At 67.9% G+C, this 17,677-nt stretch carries 15 protein-coding genes; 7 read left to right on the forward strand and 8 right to left on the reverse strand.

The features are described from left to right. Window positions 1–18 precede the first annotated feature (18 nt). The 7 genes from WBP48_RS14835 to WBP48_RS14865 form a co-directional block, all read right to left on the reverse strand. Window positions 19–1,416: a hypothetical protein gene (locus WBP48_RS14835; RefSeq protein ID WP_424441525.1), complete on the reverse strand. Its 1,398-nt coding sequence runs from the start codon at window positions 1,414–1,416 to the stop codon at window positions 19–21. 295 nt (window positions 1,417–1,711) lie between these two features. After that, entirely contained in the window at window positions 1,712–2,689 is a 978-nt protein-coding gene (locus WBP48_RS14840; protein ID WP_424441526.1) for a glycosyltransferase family 2 protein, read from the reverse strand. Between the two features lie 16 nt (window positions 2,690–2,705). After that, complete coding sequence (locus tag WBP48_RS14845; RefSeq protein ID WP_424441527.1) at window positions 2,706–3,638, reverse strand: glycosyltransferase; 933 nt, start codon at window positions 3,636–3,638, stop codon at window positions 2,706–2,708. After that, window positions 3,635–4,543: an SGNH/GDSL hydrolase family protein gene (locus tag WBP48_RS14850; protein WP_424441528.1), complete on the reverse strand. Its 909-nt coding sequence runs from the start codon at window positions 4,541–4,543 to the stop codon at window positions 3,635–3,637. The genes WBP48_RS14845 and WBP48_RS14850 overlap by 4 nt, the downstream gene beginning before the upstream one ends. After that, window positions 4,507–5,361 (reverse strand): glycosyltransferase, encoded by an 855-nt coding sequence (locus WBP48_RS14855; RefSeq protein ID WP_424441529.1) that lies wholly within the window; start codon window positions 5,359–5,361, stop codon window positions 4,507–4,509. Before WBP48_RS14855 ends, WBP48_RS14850 begins: the two co-directional genes overlap by 37 nt. Then, window positions 5,358–6,854 carry an O-antigen ligase family protein gene (locus tag WBP48_RS14860; protein WP_424441530.1) on the reverse strand — a complete coding sequence of 499 codons (1,497 nt, stop codon included), beginning with the start codon at window positions 6,852–6,854 and terminating at the stop codon, window positions 5,358–5,360. The genes WBP48_RS14855 and WBP48_RS14860 overlap by 4 nt, the downstream gene beginning before the upstream one ends. Window positions 6,855–6,990: 136 nt before the next feature. Further along, window positions 6,991–7,887 carry a hypothetical protein gene (locus tag WBP48_RS14865; protein WP_424441531.1) on the reverse strand — a complete coding sequence of 299 codons (897 nt, stop codon included), beginning with the start codon at window positions 7,885–7,887 and terminating at the stop codon, window positions 6,991–6,993. A gap of 243 nt (window positions 7,888–8,130) precedes the next feature. Between WBP48_RS14865 and WBP48_RS14870 the strand changes: the two genes are divergently transcribed. Then, a complete protein-coding gene (locus WBP48_RS14870) occupies window positions 8,131–9,342 on the forward strand; it encodes a glycosyltransferase family 4 protein (RefSeq protein WP_424441532.1) in 1,212 nt (403 codons plus the stop codon). Window positions 9,343–9,379: 37 nt separating this feature from the next. On the opposite strand, the gene WBP48_RS14875 is transcribed toward WBP48_RS14870, so the two are convergent. Next, window positions 9,380–10,633 carry a hypothetical protein gene (locus tag WBP48_RS14875; RefSeq protein WP_424441533.1) on the reverse strand — a complete coding sequence of 418 codons (1,254 nt, stop codon included), beginning with the start codon at window positions 10,631–10,633 and terminating at the stop codon, window positions 9,380–9,382. 366 nt (window positions 10,634–10,999) lie between these two features. Between WBP48_RS14875 and lhgO the strand changes: the two genes are divergently transcribed. The 6 genes from lhgO to WBP48_RS14905 all read left to right on the forward strand — a co-directional run bounded on the left by lhgO (window position 11,000) and on the right by WBP48_RS14905 (window position 17,213). Then, window positions 11,000–12,205, forward strand: coding sequence for an L-2-hydroxyglutarate oxidase (lhgO, locus tag WBP48_RS14880; protein ID WP_424441534.1), 1,206 nt, complete (start codon window positions 11,000–11,002; stop codon window positions 12,203–12,205). Between the two features lie 155 nt (window positions 12,206–12,360). Then, the gene (locus WBP48_RS14885; RefSeq protein ID WP_424441535.1) at window positions 12,361–13,179 is read left to right on the forward strand and encodes a sugar phosphate nucleotidyltransferase; all 819 of its coding nucleotides are present in this window, start codon (window positions 12,361–12,363) and stop codon (window positions 13,177–13,179) included. Further along, window positions 13,176–14,204 carry an NAD-dependent epimerase/dehydratase family protein gene (locus WBP48_RS14890; protein ID WP_424441536.1) on the forward strand — a complete coding sequence of 343 codons (1,029 nt, stop codon included), beginning with the start codon at window positions 13,176–13,178 and terminating at the stop codon, window positions 14,202–14,204. Before WBP48_RS14885 ends, WBP48_RS14890 begins: the two co-directional genes overlap by 4 nt. Next, window positions 14,201–14,773 carry a dTDP-4-dehydrorhamnose 3,5-epimerase gene (gene rfbC / locus WBP48_RS14895; protein ID WP_424441537.1) on the forward strand — a complete coding sequence of 191 codons (573 nt, stop codon included), beginning with the start codon at window positions 14,201–14,203 and terminating at the stop codon, window positions 14,771–14,773. The genes WBP48_RS14890 and rfbC overlap by 4 nt, the downstream gene beginning before the upstream one ends. Beyond that, the gene (locus WBP48_RS14900) at window positions 14,770–16,095 is read left to right on the forward strand and encodes an NAD(P)H-dependent oxidoreductase (RefSeq protein WP_424441538.1); all 1,326 of its coding nucleotides are present in this window, start codon (window positions 14,770–14,772) and stop codon (window positions 16,093–16,095) included. Before rfbC ends, WBP48_RS14900 begins: the two co-directional genes overlap by 4 nt. Beyond that, the gene (locus WBP48_RS14905; protein ID WP_424441539.1) at window positions 16,092–17,213 is read left to right on the forward strand and encodes a hypothetical protein; all 1,122 of its coding nucleotides are present in this window, start codon (window positions 16,092–16,094) and stop codon (window positions 17,211–17,213) included. The genes WBP48_RS14900 and WBP48_RS14905 overlap by 4 nt, the downstream gene beginning before the upstream one ends. The last annotated feature ends 464 nt before the right edge of the window (window positions 17,214–17,677 follow it).

Here is a 17,677-nt window from a genome sequence, read left to right on the forward strand (position 1 = left end):
CGCGCGCCCCGCGCGAGGTCAGGCCCAGATCCGAGCGAGGTACGCGTCCGTCGGAGCTGGCGTCAGCCGATCGAAGTCCTGTGCATCCCACGACTCCATCGTACTGTCGTACGTCCAGCCGCCACTCACGACGGGGTTGTTGGCCGGCGCGCGTGAACTGGAGACCTTCGTGTTGGTCACGGTGCCCCAGCTGCTGCGGTACATCGACCCGAAGATGTAGGAGTCGTTGGCGTAGAGCTGACGGTCCTCGCCGATGCCGTTGATCGCCTGGTCGATGGTCGGTGTCTGTGCGCCGGCGGGGACGGGGTAGCGCACCCGGATCGCGGCGGCTTGCGACGTGATGATGCTGTGGTCCACGGTGAGGAATCGGGTGCCCGCGTTGGGATCGTTCGCCTGGGATCCCCCGATCTGCAGGGCGCAGTTCAGGGAGCCGAACACCGTGGAGTCGCGTACCGTCAGCCCGCGGTACCAGCCCGTGCCGTACATCTGAAGCGTGTCGATGTGGTCGGTGGCGTCGACGGGACGGAACACGGGGGCGCTGTAGCAGCCCTCCCAGACGCCGTCGATCAGGACGCAGTCCGCGCCCGCCGCGTAGCCCAGCGGGTCCGAGATGTCGGCCTTGGCGTCAGCCATGACGATCTCGTACGCACCGGTGCCGCGAGTCGTCGCGCCGTAGGACGACGACATGCGGAACCCCTTCGTCACCTTCGAGTGCGCCCACGCGGTGCGGTTGCAGTTGGTGAGGAGGATGTCGGCGGCGTCGATGCGTGCGAAGGTGACGCCGTTCACGCCGCGGAGCCGAGCAGCCTGCGCGATCGTCACGCTGCCCCGTCCGTTGCGCGGCGAGACGAGCACGTTCTTCGACCAGCTCGCGTTGCCGACGTCCTGGAGCACCGCCTTGGAGCCGGACGAGGAACCCGAGCCGGGGAGGGTTCCCGGAAGGACCTTGATGTGCACCCCGGCGGCAGCCTCGGCGGGGGTCACCGCCGAGATCGCGGCGGAGATCGCCGCCCACGTGCAGGCGACCTCGACGACCTTCGGTACCGCGTCGCCGAGCCACGGCGTGTGGTCGGGCCAGTGGGTGCCATTGGGCCCGAACGAGCGGACGAGGGCTGGGCGCTTGCTCGGCCCGGCGGGTGCTGCCGGAGGCTGCGTCGCTGTCGGCGTCGGCGTGGGGGTCGGAGTGGGAGTGGCAGTGGCAGTGGGAGTGGGAGTGGGAGTAGGCGTGGGGGTCGCCGTGGGCGAGGCCGTCGGCCGAGGAGTCGCTGTCGCAGTGGGAGTCGGCGTCGGCGTCGGCGTGGGGGTGGGCGTCGGCGTGGCGGCGCAGAAGGTGGCTATGGCGCCGGGAGTGGAAGCCAGCAGCCATCGGAGCACGGTACGACGGTTGGCGGGCACGCACCACAAGGGATCGGTCATGTCGGCCTTTCAGCGGGTTCGCTTGCGCGAACGACTGGGGTGAGCGAGGGGTGAGGGGTCGGGAGCTGGAACGATGTGGGGTTGGTTCTCAGCATGTCAGCGGGTCAAACAGATTCCCAATCGAGGGCAACATGTGCAACACAGAGTTCATGCGTGATTAACACGCGCCTAACACTCTTCTCACCTGGCTCTAATGTGCGCCGACGGAACCCGTCCGCCCTGTCGCATCAGCTTCTCAGAGGCGCTGCCGCGCCCTGTGGCGAGGAAATCTGCCCCGGGAGGCGAGACTGTCTAGTCAGGAGTGCGAAGTCGCGATCTGTCGGCCGAAGAGAGCTGCTTCGGCGTGCGGATATCCCGCGCGCCAGTCGTTGCGGCGCTGCCATACGGTGGACCAAGGCCGGTGGGGTCGCCGCAGCGACTTCTCGAGGAGTGCCCGCGCAGCGACTCCCGTCAGCAGGAGGAACTTCCCGATGGCGGCGCGGCGGGGCGTCCAGACCTTGTCGAGGTAGGTCACCTTGCCCGCCAGGACCATCGAACCCTTCGAGCCGCCGGAGGCGGTCGACCCTCCGACGGTGTGGATGATGGTCGCCTCGGGCACCACGACGAGCGACATGCCGTGTGCTGCGGCTCGTGCGCTGAACTCGGCATCCTCGCCGTAGAGGAAGATCTCCTCGTCCATCCCGCCCAGCGCGAGGAAGTCCGTCCGGGCGACGAGCATCAGGCATCCCGTGACGATCGGCACTTCGCGGACGGTGTCGCGGGGCCACCGGCCCAGGGACTCGGGATCGAAGATCGGCGAGTGCTTGAAGACGGTGCTCAGCATCGTGGCGAACATCGTCAGCGACCAGAGTGTCGGTGCGCCCCAGCAGGAACTCGGTTCGAGCGTCCGGTCCTCTCGTAGCGTGCGACCGCCGAAGACCCGATACTGCGGATGGCTTCGCGCGAAGGCGATCATGCGCGGGAGCGATTCCGGCAGCATGACGGCGTCGGGGTTCAACAGCAGAACGTACTCCGCGTGGGCGTGGTGCACGCCGAGATTGACGGCGCGGGCGAAGCCCAGGTTCTCTCCCGCTTCGATCACGTCGATCTCGGGGTGCGCGCGGCGCAGTGCCTCGGGGCTCCCGTCGACGGAGCCGTTGTCGACGACGACGACCTGAACGTCGAGGTCCTCGCGATGGGCCAGGACGGAATCGACGCAGGCGACGGTGTCGTCGCGTGTGTTGAAGCTGACGATGATGACCGCGACGTCCGCGGTCGGCGTGGTCGCAGTCATCTCGCCCGCGTCCTCCTCACAGTGCCACCGGCTTCAGTTCCGTCGTGACGGCCGCGCGCCAACTCCGTGATGCGTTGAGGTCGGCGTAGGTGAGCTCTTCGGGCTCACGCACGATCGCCAGCCCGCGGTCGGCGAGGAAGCGAGCCAGATCCTGCTGGTGCTCGTCGACGTGCTCGCCGTGGGCCACCGAGCGGGGAATGAGAATCGGGAGCTTGCCGGCGTTCAGCGCGGCCAGCGCCGTGCCGGTCCCCGCGTGGCCGATGACGACGTCGGCCTCTTGGAGGGCTTTGTTGAGCTCGGCCGCGGGGAGGGAGTCGGTCGCGGTGATCGGAAGGTCGGAGACATCCGTCGGGCCCACCTGCCAGAGCGTATCCGCCGCGGGAGGCAGGACGCGCAGCGCGCTGTCGACCAGCCGACGGAACCCGTAGCTGTCGTTGCCGCCGACCGTGACCACGGCGCGCTCGATCGGTCCGACCGGAGTGACCACTTCGGTCTCGAAGCCGTCGAAGACCGACAGGGCGTAACGCCACTTGTCGTTGGTCGCGTGCGGGTACTGGACGAGCCGGTCCACCCACGGAACCCGCTCCATCACGCGGCCCGTCGAGGAGATGCCCGTCACGCGGGTCGCGCTTTCGATGTAGTGGAACGGGATGCGCCGCACCGACGCGGGAATCAGCGCCGACAGCGCCACCTGGGCTCCCGTGCTGATGACGCGGTCGATCGGCTGGTCCTTCATCGCCCGACGCGCGATCGCGGTGTCGCGGAGCACACCGAAGTAGTCACGGGGCCGCCTCGTCGGGACGTGGTACACACGCTCGCCGGCCAGCAGTGAACGACTCTGGGGGGTGTCGTTGGTCATCCACACCATATCGTCGCCGGCGACCCGGCTCGACAGCATCTTCAGCTGCGTGAGATGACCGCCGGAGATCGCGACCAGGAGGGTCGTCATTGCGACATCGCCTCAACCACCACGTCCCACGCCATCTCCGCGATGACGGCTTCGCCCACTGCCGAGGGGTGGAAGTAGTCGATGGACGAGATCTCCTCGGGTGCGAACTTGTAGTCGAACAGCGCCCCGTCGTCGTACGTGCAGTTGAGGTCAGAGGTGCACACCTCGGAGATCACCTGGTTGAGCTCGGCGTTGCGCGTCGCGACCGCCTCGCGGCGTTCGACGTCTTCCTGCCCGGTGGCCCGAGGATCGCCCAGCAGATTGCGACATGAAGAGCTCTTGGCCCAGACATCGACCGCGGCGTCCTGCTGGTGGCCGAGTTCCCAGACCATGTAGAGGTTGGGGATGGACATCGCGACCAGCGTCGCGTCGGGGAGCTCGGTGGAGAGCTTGGTCAGCAGCGTCGTGTAGCCGGTCCTGAAGTCGTCGACACTCGTCATCGTGTCCATGTCGCGGCTGCACACGTCGTTGCCGCCGAGAAGAAGGAGGACCAGCTGCGGGTCGGCGGCGATCACGTCGTCGGCGTTGCCGATCCCGTCCGCGAGAGTACCCCCGTCCTTGGCCGCGTTCTCGGTCTCGGGGAAGGTGCCGGTGGCCGCGCCGATGCGCAGGGCGACCGAGCCCACGCCGGGGTCGTCGCCGGTGGCCCAGCTACGTGCCGGGCACCATCCTGGCTCGTCACAGGCGTTGACGCCGAGCGTGACCGAGTCGCCCAGCGCTCCGACGGAGGTGACCGACGAGACCGCGCCGGGGGTCGCGACGTCGCCGAGGTCGACGGGGTCGGGGTTCGGCTGGCCCCCCGAGCACCCTGCGAGAACGAGAGCGAGAGCCAGGGTGGCAAGCACCGCCACGCGCGATCGGCGGCGCGTCATGCTGACGCTCGGCTGGTCTGGTCGCGATTCCACGTGCGCTCCTTGGATTGCTTGATCGCGCGACGCGCGAGAAGGTTCGGCGCCGTCCAGCTGACGCAGTAGACGGCGAACGGCAGCCACAGCGAGGGACGACGCGCGACGCGCGCGACCAGGCCGCCGCGCGAGGCGGTGCTCGGGGCGGACGCGTTCTGCATCGACGAGGGAAGCTCCTGGTTGCCGCGTGCGATGCGCACCGAACGGTTGATGTGCGAGCGCATGTCGCGGGCGCTGCGCACCGTGAACGCATGGTCGTCGAGCGTCGCGCGCTCGGCGGGCAGAAACAGCTGCTGCACGAAGCGGTCGTCCGCGATCACGTCGGGCCATTCGGCGAACCGGGCGCGCCCCGCCTGCGAGAGCGCGTACACCCCCGAACCGATGTGGCCGGACCGGCGGTAGTCGCTCAACTCCCAGATGCGATAGTGCTGACGGACCGCCCACGATGCCGCGGACGTGTCCACGACGAGCCGCGGCGAGGCGATCTCGACCCCGTCGGTCGAGAGCACGTCGGCGAGGGCGAAGAGGGCATCGGCGTCGATCATCACGTCGGCGTCGACGTACGCCCGCGGGAAAGCGGATGCCGCGGCATCCGCTGCGTTGAGCGCGGCGATCTTCGAGGCGGCCGCGATCTCGACGACCTGGACCCCGTCGTGGGCGCGGGCGCGGGCGGCGGTGTCGTCACTGCATCCGTTGGCCACGACGACGATCTCGAACTGATCCGCTCGTGGGTCGGCCGTCACGGTCGCGAGGAGTCGGTCGATCACGGCGGCCTCGTTGTGTGCCGGGATCACGACGCTGAGGCGTCGTCCGGTCATGCCGCCGCCGCTTCCCGGATGGGCTCAGTGAACTCGGCATCCTTCGCCGTTCGATGCCGGTTCTTGCGTGGCGCCTCGGTGATCAACCACGCGCCGATCGCGAGCAGCATGAGATGCACGAGGAACGATTGGAAGAAACCGAAGGAGTCGAAGAAGAACTGGGCTGCGCAGAACCCGCCGATCGAGATGGCGATCGCGAAGGCGAGCATCGCGTGACGGGGCTCGGCCGCGTCGCGGAAGGCGAAGACGATGAGCATGAGCGGCGGCACCAGCATGTAGGTCGCGAAGCCGGCCACGCCGAGGGCGCCCGCCTCCATCAGCACCGCGAGCACCTGGTTGTCGAGGATGAAGGAGTTCGCCTCATCGCCGATCACGATCCGGCTACCGAATCCTTGACCGAAGAAGGGTGTGATCTGGATCTCCGCCATCGCCGGTTCCAGATCCGCCAGCCTCCCCGCGCCGGCCATGCCGGCCGATGTGTACTGCGAGGCGATGAGGGAATCGACATCGAGGAACGACAGGACCATCGAGTCGACCTGAGCGGGGATGACCAGGGCCGCGAGGAAGAGCAGGGGCAGACCGATCGCCAGAAGCAGCAGCGCGATCTTCGGTCTCAGCAGGAGTGTGACCAGCCACATCACGCCCATGACGACGACCGCGGTGCGGGAGATCGCCGCGAGGATGCCGCCGAAGATCAGCACGAGCGCGATCGAGTAGACGACGCGACGGTTGAACTCGTTGCGTGGCCAGATGGCGTACTTCGCGAGATAGATGACGATCGGGATGAACATGCAGAGCATGACGGCCAGCGCGATCGGGTGCTGCGCCGACCCGTATGCGCGCATCACACCCGCACGCGTCGCCTCGCCCGCCTCACGAAGAGTCATGAGGGGGAGGAAGGTGCCCAGCATGAGGAACACGTTCACTCGCGCGACGCGTTCGATGATCGCGAAGAACGAGACGATCACGGCGGACCACGTGAGGAACAGCAGCAGCGCCTGCACCATGCGTTCGCTGGTGAGCAGCTGCCGGACGCTGAACAGCACGGACAGCAGTACGCCCAGCTGGAAGAAGCCGGACATGGAGGTCATCGCCAGGCCCTTGTTGACCAGCGGCATCCCGTTCACGATGAACGACACGAGCAGGGTCGCGAGGAAGATCCCCAGCGGCCATCCGAACGCGATGGGCCGCCAGCGGCGCTTGGGGTCGAACAGCAGCGCGAAGGCCAGCGCGATCGCGACGACGAAGATCATCACGCGGTAGGGCTCGAGCGCGAACGGCAGCGGAATCGGCAGCGAGTACTTGCGCGCCGGGATGAACATGATCGTTCCCGCGAGCAGGAACATCATCGCCGGCCACGTGAACAGGATCTTCCGAAGCAGCACGACGAGCGAGATGCCCAGCAGGACCGCTCCCGCGATCAGCGGCGGGAGGAAGATCACTGCCGCCAGCACGAGCGCCGTGAAGATGAGCACCAGGCTGACGATGAGCACGATCTGACCGACCGTGAAACGGACCCGTTGCTCCGGCGACGGCTTTCGAGAGTCGGCCGTCGCCGGAGGGTGAAGAGAACTCGAGGTCATTGCGGATTACCCAGAGGTGCCGACTCGCTTGCGCGGGTCGTCCGGCTCATCCTTCGCCGTCGTCCGACCGGCTGCGCGACCGCCGCTGCGGCACCGGCTCGAGGCTGGTGTCCAGCAGGAAGTCGTCGAAGTCCTCCGCTCTCGGGCTGTTGTGCCCTGCGGTGAAGTGGTCGTCGACGGCGAAGTCGTCGTCGTACACATCCTCGTCGTCGTCGTACACCTCCTCGTTGGCCGCGCGGCGGCGAGCGATGCCGGAACGGATGCCCGCGATGATGAACGCGATGACGACGAACGCGAGGAACACTCCGAAGAAGGTCACGACGATCGGGATCGCCGGGTTGCTGGACTCGCCTTCGACGGCCTCGTTCAGGCCGAGGACTTCGACCTGAACGCGCACGTTCGGGTCGAGTCCGCGCGCGTCCTGCCGTGCGGTGAGGTCGGTGACGAAGGCGTTCGCCGCCGTCTGCGAGATGAGCTCGGCGCGCTCGGGCGTTGCGGCGGTGCCGATCGCCTCGAGAACCGGAAGGTCGTATCGGCCGGGGAACTTCTCGTCGCCCACCGGCTGCGTCGTCCGTCGGACGGCCGAGATGGACTCGGTCTCGTCGTCGAGCGGTCCGATGGTCGCCTCGACCGCGGCCTGGATCTCGTCGCTGGCGATCACGTAGGCGTACACCATTGCCGCGTTGGAGAGGTCGTTGGCCACCGGCTCGCTGACGCCCTCTTCTACCGGGACGCCGGGGATCTCGGCTTGGTAGATGGTGTCGGATGGGCTGGTCACCAGCATCGTGGTCGTGGCGTTCCACGTCTGAACGGCGCGGGAGACGACCTGGCCGTTGCTCAGAGTGAAGCCGGCGAAGAATGCCGCGGCGGCGGCGACCAGCGCTCCGAAGACGAGCAGCCATTTGTATCGCCAGAGAACCGTCGCGTAGCCCGGAGTTTCCATTTCATGTCCCCTTTTCGCGTGCCTGTCGCTTCTGAATCGTTCGACAGGTCCCCACCGACTCCTAACTCTTGTACCGAACGGGGACGTCCGGCAACTGAGCGAAGAGTCTCTGTCCAGCATATCGTGGCTTGGAAGTGTTACCAGCGCCGGGCCAGAATGTTGCGCGGATGTAAAGGTTCGGCCGTCCAGGAAACGGCTACGCCCGGAACCTAGACTGATAACCGGAAGAAACGGCTGCGAGGGATGGAGGGTCGGATCGATACGTCACGTCCGCAGCGTCAGGACGCAGAGCGACTCACTGTTCTTTACAGTTTTCCGCATGCCCTGGGAGCGCCGGGTATCGGCTGGACTGCGTGGAATCAGGCGAACGAGCTCGTGCGCGCCGGTCACGAGGTGCACATCGTGGCGGCGAGCATCGCCATCCCGGTGCCGGGCGCTGCTTCGACGCGGACGACCCTCACCGCGTTCTCGCGGCGCATCCCGCACCGCGTGCTGGGCCGTGACCGTGCCCTCGCGTATCACGATGCGGTGGTGTCGAGGATCGTCCGGCGGGGCGGCATCGACGTCGTCCACTCGTGGCCGCGGGCATCCGTACGGACGTTCCGGGCGGCGGCGCAGCAGGGCATCGCGTCGTTGCGGGAAGTCCCCAACACGCACACCGCCAATGCCTACGAGGTCGTGGCCAGAGAGACGGAGCTGCTGGGACTGTCGACTCCGCGCGGTGCGAGCCACACCCACGACAAACGCCGGTTGGCGATCGAGGAGAAGGAGTGGGCCACGGCGACCGCACTCCTCGTGCCGTCCGAACCGGTCGCGCGGTCTTTCCTCGAGCGCGGGTTCGATCCGAATCGCCTGCTGCGCCACCAGTACGGGTGCAGTGTCAAGGTGGTCAGGCCGCCGCGCGGTGACCGGCCCTTCACCGCCGTCTTCCTCGGCCGCGGCGACCCGCGCAAGGGCTTGCACTACGCGCTGCGGGCGTGGGTCGCCTCTTCGGCCAGCCGGCACGGCCGGTTCCTCGTGTACGGCCACATCGAGCACGAGTACGGGAGGTACCTCGCCCCCCTTCTCGACGACCCGAGTGTCGAGGTGTGCGGAGTGACGTCGGATCCGATGACCGTCCTCGCCAACTCGGACGTGCTGCTTCTTCCCTCCGTGGAGGAGGGAAGCGCCCTCGTGACCTACGAGGCGCAGGTCGCCGGCTGCGTGCCGTTGGTGTCGGTCGCCGCCGGCGCCGTGCTGACGAACGGGGTCTCGGGGCTCATGCACGAGGTGGGGGACGTCTCCACCCTGTCCCATCAGTTGGATGCGCTCTCGTCCCAGCCCGACCGTCTGGCGCAGATGCAGGCGGCGGCGCTGGCTCGCGCGGATGACCTCAGTTGGGCCGCGGCGGTACGCCTTCAGGTGAAGGCGTACCGCCGGGCGATGGGCATGATGGCCGACTCGCCGGCGCGTTGACGAGCGCGGCGGCTATCTCAACCGCGTGCGCGGTTGATCAGGTCCACACGGATGCCAGGTACTCGTCCGTCGGGATCGGCGCGAGCTCGTCGAACTCTTCCGCCCCCCAGTCGGCCATGTCGGCGTCGTAGGTCCACTTGCCGTCCTGGATCGCATTGTTCTCGAGTGCGCCCTCGCTGGAGACCTTGCAGTTGCTCACGACGGCCCAGCTGCTGCGGTGCATCGACCCGAAGATGAGCGAGTCGTTCGCATAGAGATGCTGGGGCTCGCCGATGCCGTTGATGGCCTGAGCCATCTTGGGCGTGTCGGCGCCGTCGGGGGTGGGGTAGCGCACCTGGATCGCGGTGGCCTGCGAGGTGAGGAGCGTGTGGTCGAGGGTGGCGAACGGCGATGATCCCTTGTACGGGTCGTCGTCGGCGACACCGCCCAACTGCAGCGCGCAGTTGAGGGAGCCGAACACGGCGGTGTCCCGCAGGGTCAGACCACGGTAGGAGCCCGTGCCGTACATCTGCAGCGAGTCCACGTGGTCATCGGCGCCCGAGGGCCGGAACACGGGGGCGCCGTAGCATCCCTCCCACACGCAGTCGGTGATCAGACTGCCTTCACCCGACGCGTAGCCGAACGGGTCGACGATGTCGGCCTTGGCGTCGGCCATGACGATCTCGTACGCGCCGCACTCCCTCGTGGTCTCGCCGTAGGACGCGGCCATCCGGAAGCCGTAGGTCATCTTCGAGTGCGCCCACGCGGACCGCGTGCAGTTGGTCATCAGGATCACGACGCCGTCGAGTCGGGCGAAGGTGACACCGTGGACGCCGACCAGCCGCGCCTCGTCGTCGATCGTGACACTGCCGCGTCCTTCCAGGGGCGACACGAGGACGTTCTGCGCCCAGTCGGCGCTCCCGATGTCGGCGAGCACGCCGGCGGAGCCCGAGGACGAGCCCCCTCCCGGAAGCGTCCCGGGGCGGATCTTGATGTGGACCCCGGCCGCGGCCTGCTCGGGCGTCACGGCCGCGATCGCTTCGGAGATCGCCTCCCAATCGCAATCGACCTCGGTGACGGCGACGTTCTCGTCCCCGAGCCAGGGGGTGTGCGCGGGCCAGTGCGTGCCGTTGGGACCGAAGGAGCGCACGACTTCGGGACGCGGGCCGGGCGCCGACGGGGCGCCGGTGGTGCCGCCTCCTCCGGTGGGGGACGACGTGGTCGGCGCCGGACTCGGAGAGGCGGTGCAGGCCGCCAGAACGGCGGCCGGAGCGGTCAGCAGGACGAGGCCCACGAAACCGCGGCGGCTCATTGCTGGGTCGTTCTTCGGGTTCGGCATATCGCCCTTTCCGCGTCGACCAACCTGCCGACGCAATACGAAAGTCTCGCCACCATGGGCAGGTTTCCTTGCCCCACGGCGCGGCAGCGCCACTGAAGAGCTCAGCGGTTCTGCGCTTCTAGGATGTCATCTGTTGTCGGATCGACCACCTGCGGACGCGTTTTTCACACTCGTGAAACCAGCTTCCCACGTGGCGTTCAGGTTCGGCGGCGCACCCGTTCCGGTCTCCGGCGCACCCGACGCCGCGTGTCTGCGCCGTGCGGATCGGCATCCGTTAGCCTGGTGATCCCGGCCGCACGGGAGCGGCCTGCGGCGGACCGGACGATCGGGGGGACTGTCATGGCTGAGCGGATCGGCATCATCGGCGGGGGGATCGTGGGCATCGCGCTCGCGCGCGTTCTCGCGCAGCGGGGCGTCGGCGATGTCGTGGTCATCGAGAAGGAGGGCCGGGTCGCCGCCCACCAGACCGGACACAACTCCGGTGTCGTCCACGCGGGCATCTATTACGCGCCGGGCTCGCTGAAGGCGCGGCTGTGCGCGCAGGGTCGGCTGGCGATGCGCGACTACTGCCTCGACAAGGGTCTTCCCTATCGCGAGGTGGGCAAGCTCGTCGTCGCCGTCGACGACAGTGAGCGGCCCGCGCTCGACGAGCTCGAACGCCGCGCGACGGCCAACCGCGTGCCGGGACTGGCGCGAGTGGATGCCGCGGGCATCCGCGAGATCGAGCCTCACGGCGCGGGGGTCGCGGCGCTCCACTCCCCGCATACCGCGGTCGTGGACTATTCGGCGATCACGAGGGCGATGGCCGACGACGTGGTGGCGGCCGGGGGCAGGATCATCCTCGACACCGCCGTGACCGGCGTGCGCATCGAGTCGGGGCGGGTGCGATTGGAGACCACCCGCGGCGATCAGCTGTTCGATCGCGTGATCGCCTGCGCGGGTCTGCAGTCGGATCTCGTCGCGCGGATGACGGGGGCCGACCCCTCGCCGAAGATCCTGCCGTTCCGCGGCGAGTACTGGCAGCTCGACCACTCGCGCACGCATCTGGTGTCGGGCATGATCTACCCGGTGCCCGATCCGAGCTTCCCCTTCCTCGGCGTCCACTTCACCCGCGCCGTGAACGACTCCGTGCACGTCGGCCCGAACGCCGTGCCCGCCCTCGCCCGCGAGGGCTACTCGTGGGGCCGGATCTCCGTTCGCGACACGTGGGACTCCCTGGTGTGGCCCGGTTCGCGCACCCTGGTGCGCAAGTACTGGCGCATGGGCGCCGACGAGATCGCCGCCTCGCTGATCAAGAGCCGGTACTTCCGGAAGGCCCAGATGTTCGTTCCCGAACTGGAACTGCGCGATCTGACGCGCAAAGAGGGAGCCGGGGTCCGCGCTCAGGCGCTCGGGCGCGACGGGTCTCTCATCGACGACTTCGCCGTCGACAGTCACGGGCCCGTGACGATCCTCCGAAACGCTCCGTCGCCGGCGGCGACGTCGTCGATGGCGATCGCCGAGCACCTGATCGAGAACCACATCGGCGAGCTGCGCCCCCGCTGACCTAACGTCGCCGCGCGCCGGCCGGCGACGATTCGCCTCCGCGTTCCTCGTGTACACTTCCACGCGAGCACGGTGGGGATCCGGGTGGCGGGCGCGCTCCGTCGCGTGGGTGCGCGCGCCGATCGAATCATCGCTTTTGCCTTGGGAGACAAACCATGACCGATATCGCCATGTCTGCTGCGGAAAGAGCGGAGGTTCCGGTCGTCATCTTGTGCGGTGGCATGGGCACCCGCATTCGCGAGGCGAGCGAGAAGTTGCCGAAACCCCTCATCGAGATCGGTGGCCGGCCGATCCTCTGGCACATCATGAAGATCTACTCGGCCCACGGCTTCCGTCGCTTCGTCCTGCCGCTGGGCTACAAGGGCGACCAGATCCGCGACTTCTTCCTCGAGTACGGACAGCAGGGCCGCGACGTCACGGTGAGCCTCGCCACCGGCGACGCCAGCTGGTACGGCGATCGGCTCACCGAGGACTGGGAGGTCACGATGGTCGAGACCGGCATCGAGACGGGCACGGGTGCCCGCATCAAGCGGGTCGAGAAGTACCTCGACCACCCCTATTTCTTGCAGACGTACGGTGACGGGATCGGCGACGTCGACATCGCGGCTCTCTACGACCAGCACGTCGCGAGCGGCAAGATCTCCACCGTGACCGGGGTGCACCCGACGAGCCGATTCGGCGAGATGCACGTCGACGGCGGCAGCGTCGTCGAGTTCAACGAGAAGCCGACGATGGCCGACGGCTGGGTCTCGGGCGGGTTCTTCGTCCACAAGCGGGAGATGGTCGACCGCTACCTCGACGACGACCCGGATCTGCTGCTCGAGAAGAGCCCGCTGCAGCGGCTGGCGCACGACGGCGAGCTGGGCGTCTTCACCCACGAAGGCTTCTGGATGGGCATGGACACCTTCCGGGATTGGAAGGAGCTCAACGGCCTGTGGGCCGACGGGCAGGCGCAGTGGAAGGTGTGGGCATGAGCAGGATCCTGGTAACCGGCACGGAGGGCTATCTCGGCAGCGTCCTCGCCCCGGAGCTGTTGCGGGACGGGCATGAGCTCGTGGCCGTCGACACCGGCTTCTACAAGGCCGGCTGGCTGTACAACGGCGTCTCGGCGTCGCCCCTGACGCTCGCGAAGGATGTCCGCGAGATCACGGCGGAAGACCTCGAGGGGATCGACGCCGTGGTCCACATGGCGGAGTTGTCGAACGACCCGCTCGGCCAGTTCGCGCCCGACCTCACCAAGGCCATCAATCATCAGGGCTCGGTGCGGCTCGCCACCCTCGCCAAAGAGGTCGGCGTGAACCGCTTCGTCTACATGTCTTCGTGCAGCGTCTACGGCGTCGCCGAGGGAACGGTCGACGAGACCTCGCCGGTGGACCCGCAGACGACGTATGCCGAGTGCAAGGCCCTTGTGGAGCGCGACGTGTCGGCCTTGGCCGACGACGACTTCTCGCCGACCTTCCTCCGCAACGCCACGGCGTTCGGGGCATCGCCGCGGATGCGGTTCGATGTCGTGCTGAACAACCTCGCCGGGCTGGCGTGGACGACGAAGAAGATCGCGATGACGAGCGACGGCACCCCCTGGCGTCCGCTGGTGCACGCGCTCGACATCGCCCAGGCGATTCGACGCGCGGTCGTGGCCCCGCGCGAGGACGTGCACAACCAGACCTTCAACGTCGGATCCAACGATCAGAACTACCAGGTGCGTGAGATCGCGACCGTCGTGGCCGACGTGTTCCCCGGCTGTGAGGTCACGTTCGGGCCCGAGGGCGGCGACAACCGCAGCTACAAGGTGAACTTCGACAAGATCGGTGAGGTGCTCCCCGGGTACCGCACCGAATGGAATGCCCGTCGCGGCGCGGAACAGCTCCTCGCGGTGTTCTCGTCGGTCGATCTCGACACCGCCGACTTCACCGGCCGGGGGTTCACCCGCCTGAAGCAGCTGGAGTACCTGATCCGCACCGGACAGGTCGACGATGCGCTGTTCTGGAGGGCCGCATGATCATCACGACGACCGACGTCGACGACGTGGCCATCATCGACCTGGACAAGCGAGCCGACGACCGCGGGTTCTTCGCCCGCGCGTTCGACCGGCAGGAGTTCATCGACGCGGGCCTGGAACCGCTCATCGAACAGGCGAACATCTCGTTCAACTTCCGTGCCGGCACGCTTCGCGGAATGCACCTGCAGATCTCGCCGCATCCCGAGACCAAGCTCATCCGCTGCACGCGCGGAGCCATCGTCGACACGATCGTGGATCTGCGTCCTTCCTCTCCGTCGTACCTCCAGCACGTCTCGGTGGAGCTGACCGCCGACAACCGGCGGGCCCTGTACGTGCCGGCGTACTTCGCGCACGGCTACCAGACGCTCGTCGACGAGAGCGAAGTGACCTACCAGGTCAGCGGCGCGTACGCGCCGGGCTTCGAGCGCGGGCTTCGCCACGACGATCCGGATCTGAACCTCGAATGGCCCGTCCCCGTCGTCGAGATCTCCGACAAGGATCGCAGCTGGCCGCTGCTTTCCACCTGGAGTGAAGCGGATCGTCGCTCTGTGACGGGGGAGGCGCTGTGATCCTCGTCGACAAGGCGCTCCAGCAACGGGAGGATTCGGGCACCCCGATCCAGGTGGCCCTGATCGGCGCCGGTTTCATGGGTCGCGGCCTGATCAATCAGATCGTCAACAGCGTTCCCGGCGAGCGGATCGCCGTCGTCGTCAACCGCACGCTCGAGAAGGCCGAGAAGGCGCTGCGCGAAGCCGGTGTCGAGGACATCCGCGTCGTGACCGACATCGACGGTGTCGAGACCGCCATCGCCGAGAACGCCGTCGCGATCACGCAGGATTACACGCTGGCGACCCGCGCGGCATCCGTCGATGCCATCGTCGAGGCCACCGGCGCGGTCGAGTACGGCGCGCACGTCGTCGTCGACGCGATCGAGCACGGCAAGGACATCGTCCTCATGAACGCCGAGGTCGACGGCACGGTCGGTCCGATCCTCAGCAAGCGGGCCAAGGCCGCCGGCGTCGTGCTGACCGGCTGTGACGGCGACCAGCCCGGCGTGGAGATGAACCTCGTGCGGTTCGTCAGGGGGCTGGGTCTGACCCCGCTCGTCTGCGGCAACATCAAGGGTCTCCAGGACGAGTACCGGACCCCGACGACGCAGGCCGGATTCGCCGCCAAGTGGGGGCAGGACCCCTACATGGTGACGAGCTTCGCCGACGGCACCAAGGTGTCGTTCGAGCAGGCGATCGTCGCCAATGCGACCGGAATGACGGTCGAGCGACGCGGGATGCGCGGTGCCGACCACGCCGGGCACATCGACGAGCTGACGAGTGCATACGACGTCGAAGAGCTGCGCCGCGCCGGAGGCTATGTCGACTACGTGGTGGGAGCCAAGCCCGGCCCCGGCATCTTCGTGCTCGCGACGCACGACGACCCCAAGCAGCGCCACTATCTGAACCTCTACAAGCTCGGCGAGGGCCCGCTCTACAGCTTCTACACGCCGTATCACCTGTGTCACTTCGAGGTGCCGACCACGGTCGCGCGTGCCGTCATCTTCCGTGACGCCGCGCTCGAGCCGCTGGGCGCGCCCACGGTCGAGGTCGTCGCGGTCGCCAAGACCGACCTCGCCGCCGGCACGGTCATCGACGGACTGGGCGGATACTCCACGTACGGCGTGGCCGAGCGGGCGGACATCACCGCCGGCGAGCGTCTGCTTCCGATCGGCGTCGCAGAGGGTGCGCGGGTGGTGCGCGACGTCGCGAAGGATGCCGTGCTCACCTACGACGACGTGGAGCTGCCCGAGGGTCGGCTCATCGACCGCCTCCGGATCGAGCAGGCCGCCGAGCTGCCGGCCACCGTCGGCGAGTCCGGCGGGGTCGGCGCGGTCCGGTGAAGACGTTCGTCCTCTCCCCGTCCAGCAGGTCGAACTCGCTCGGCCGTGGCATCAGCATGGCGTTGACGGCCGCGGAGCTCGGCGACGTCGAGCTCTGGGCGGTGGAGGACGGACCGGTATGGCCGCCTTCGAAGAAGTTCGCGCTCGACGTCAACCTCTTCACCGCCGACACGCGTACCGGCCTGATCGACAGAATCGGGGAGGCCGCGCGTACCGACGGCGATGTGCTCGTCTGGGTCTCGAAGGGTCTGCATCCGCTCGACCTGGTCGCTGAGGCCGTCGCCGCCGTGCCGGGCGTGACCGTGATCCAGGACTTCGACGAGGACGATCTCGCGCTGATGGTGCAGCATCTGAAGGGGGACGTGCGGCGCTGGCTGGATTACCCTCCTCTCCACCCGCGCGGACCCATTCGCGTCAAGCGCTCGCAGGCGAGGGCGGCCCGCGCGGCCGTCGCGACGAGCTTCACGAGCGACGCGATCCGCAACGTGTACGCCGCGCGCGGCACGATCGGCGGCAAGCCCGCCGGCCGCATTCCGCACACCCGCCCCTATATACCGGCGGACCGGCCGCCGGTTGCTCGGGAACGCGCTGCCGCGGATCCGCTCACCCTCGCTTTCCTCGGGTCGATCCGCCCGCACAAGGGCCTGCAGTCGATGGTGAGGCTCGCCGAGGCGATGCCCGACGCGAAGTTCGTGACCTTCGCGGCGTCATGGCGTCCTCCCGAGCACGTGCGCGACCGATGGACGGAGTTGCCGGCCGACCTTCCGATCGTCGAAGCGTACGAAGGGGTCGATCTGCTGCTGGTGCCGCAGGACCTGCGCAGCCCGGTCGCCCAGACACAGCTTTCGGCGAAGGTCATCGATGCCGCGCAACTCGGACGCGCGGTGGTGGGTTCGCCGACGGCGACGCTCGAGGAGTACTGCGCGGGATCGTATCTTCCCGTTGACGACTGGAGCCGCGTCGACGACATCGTTCGGCGGATTCGTGAGGCGGATGTGTTTTCGCTCGGCCGGCGGCTTCGCGGTGTCTACGACGTCGAGTTCAGCCCGCAGGCGACGGCCGGGCGACTGCGGGATCTTCTCAACCGTGCTGCCGTGAAGGGTTCGAATCAGGCGTAGCGGCGGCCGTGATTCGTCGCACATTTTGCCTGGATACGGGTCTGGTATCATGGCGGTTTGCCGCAAGAGCGAAGAAGGGCCACGAGTGACTCTCTCGAAAGAATATCCCGAACCCGGTCAACCCGACGCAAGACACGCCGATGATTCGTCGCCCGTCGCAAGCGGTTCGGGCACGAGCGCCTCGTCGTCGGGAACTCAGCGACCGACCCCGTCGGGAAAGAAGCCGGCATCCGGTTCCTCCTCTTCTTCTGCGGCCAGGCAGGCTCCTCGCCCCGGGCAAGGTCGTCCCGTGACGTCGGCGGGGGGATCGGCGGCGAAAGCGGGCCAGAAGCCCTATCCCGGGCAGAAGCCGACCGGCTCATCGGCCCAGAGGCCGACCGGCTCGTCGGCCCAGAGCTCGTCGGCCCAGAGGCCGACCGGCTCGTCGTCGAAGCCCGGCGCAACGCAGCACAACGCCGTCAAGG

This window comes from Microbacterium sp., assembly GCF_049661145.1.
Taxonomy (GTDB): Bacteria; Actinomycetota; Actinomycetes; order Actinomycetales; family Microbacteriaceae; genus Microbacterium.

Excerpts from the sequence above, each read along its gene's own strand:
- WBP48_RS14875 (WP_424441533.1), bottom strand. The coding sequence starts at position 10,633 with ATGAGCCGCCGCGGTTTCGTGGGCCTCGTCCTGCTGACCGCTCCGGCC.
- WBP48_RS14855 (WP_424441529.1), bottom strand. The coding sequence starts at position 5,361 with ATGACCGGACGACGCCTCAGCGTCGTGATCCCGGCACACAACGAGGCC.
- WBP48_RS14885 (WP_424441535.1), top strand. The coding sequence starts at position 12,361 with ATGACCGATATCGCCATGTCTGCTGCGGAAAGAGCGGAGGTTCCGGTC.
- WBP48_RS14840 (WP_424441526.1), bottom strand. The coding sequence starts at position 2,689 with ATGACTGCGACCACGCCGACCGCGGACGTCGCGGTCATCATCGTCAGC.
- WBP48_RS14890 (WP_424441536.1), top strand. The coding sequence starts at position 13,176 with ATGAGCAGGATCCTGGTAACCGGCACGGAGGGCTATCTCGGCAGCGTC.
- WBP48_RS14835 (WP_424441525.1), bottom strand. The coding sequence starts at position 1,416 with ATGACCGATCCCTTGTGGTGCGTGCCCGCCAACCGTCGTACCGTGCTC.
- lhgO (WP_424441534.1), top strand. The coding sequence starts at position 11,000 with ATGGCTGAGCGGATCGGCATCATCGGCGGGGGGATCGTGGGCATCGCG.
- rfbC (WP_424441537.1), top strand. The coding sequence starts at position 14,201 with ATGATCATCACGACGACCGACGTCGACGACGTGGCCATCATCGACCTG.
- WBP48_RS14870 (WP_424441532.1), top strand. The coding sequence starts at position 8,131 with ATGGAGGGTCGGATCGATACGTCACGTCCGCAGCGTCAGGACGCAGAG.
- WBP48_RS14845 (WP_424441527.1), bottom strand. The coding sequence starts at position 3,638 with ATGACGACCCTCCTGGTCGCGATCTCCGGCGGTCATCTCACGCAGCTG.
- WBP48_RS14865 (WP_424441531.1), bottom strand. The coding sequence starts at position 7,887 with ATGGAAACTCCGGGCTACGCGACGGTTCTCTGGCGATACAAATGGCTG.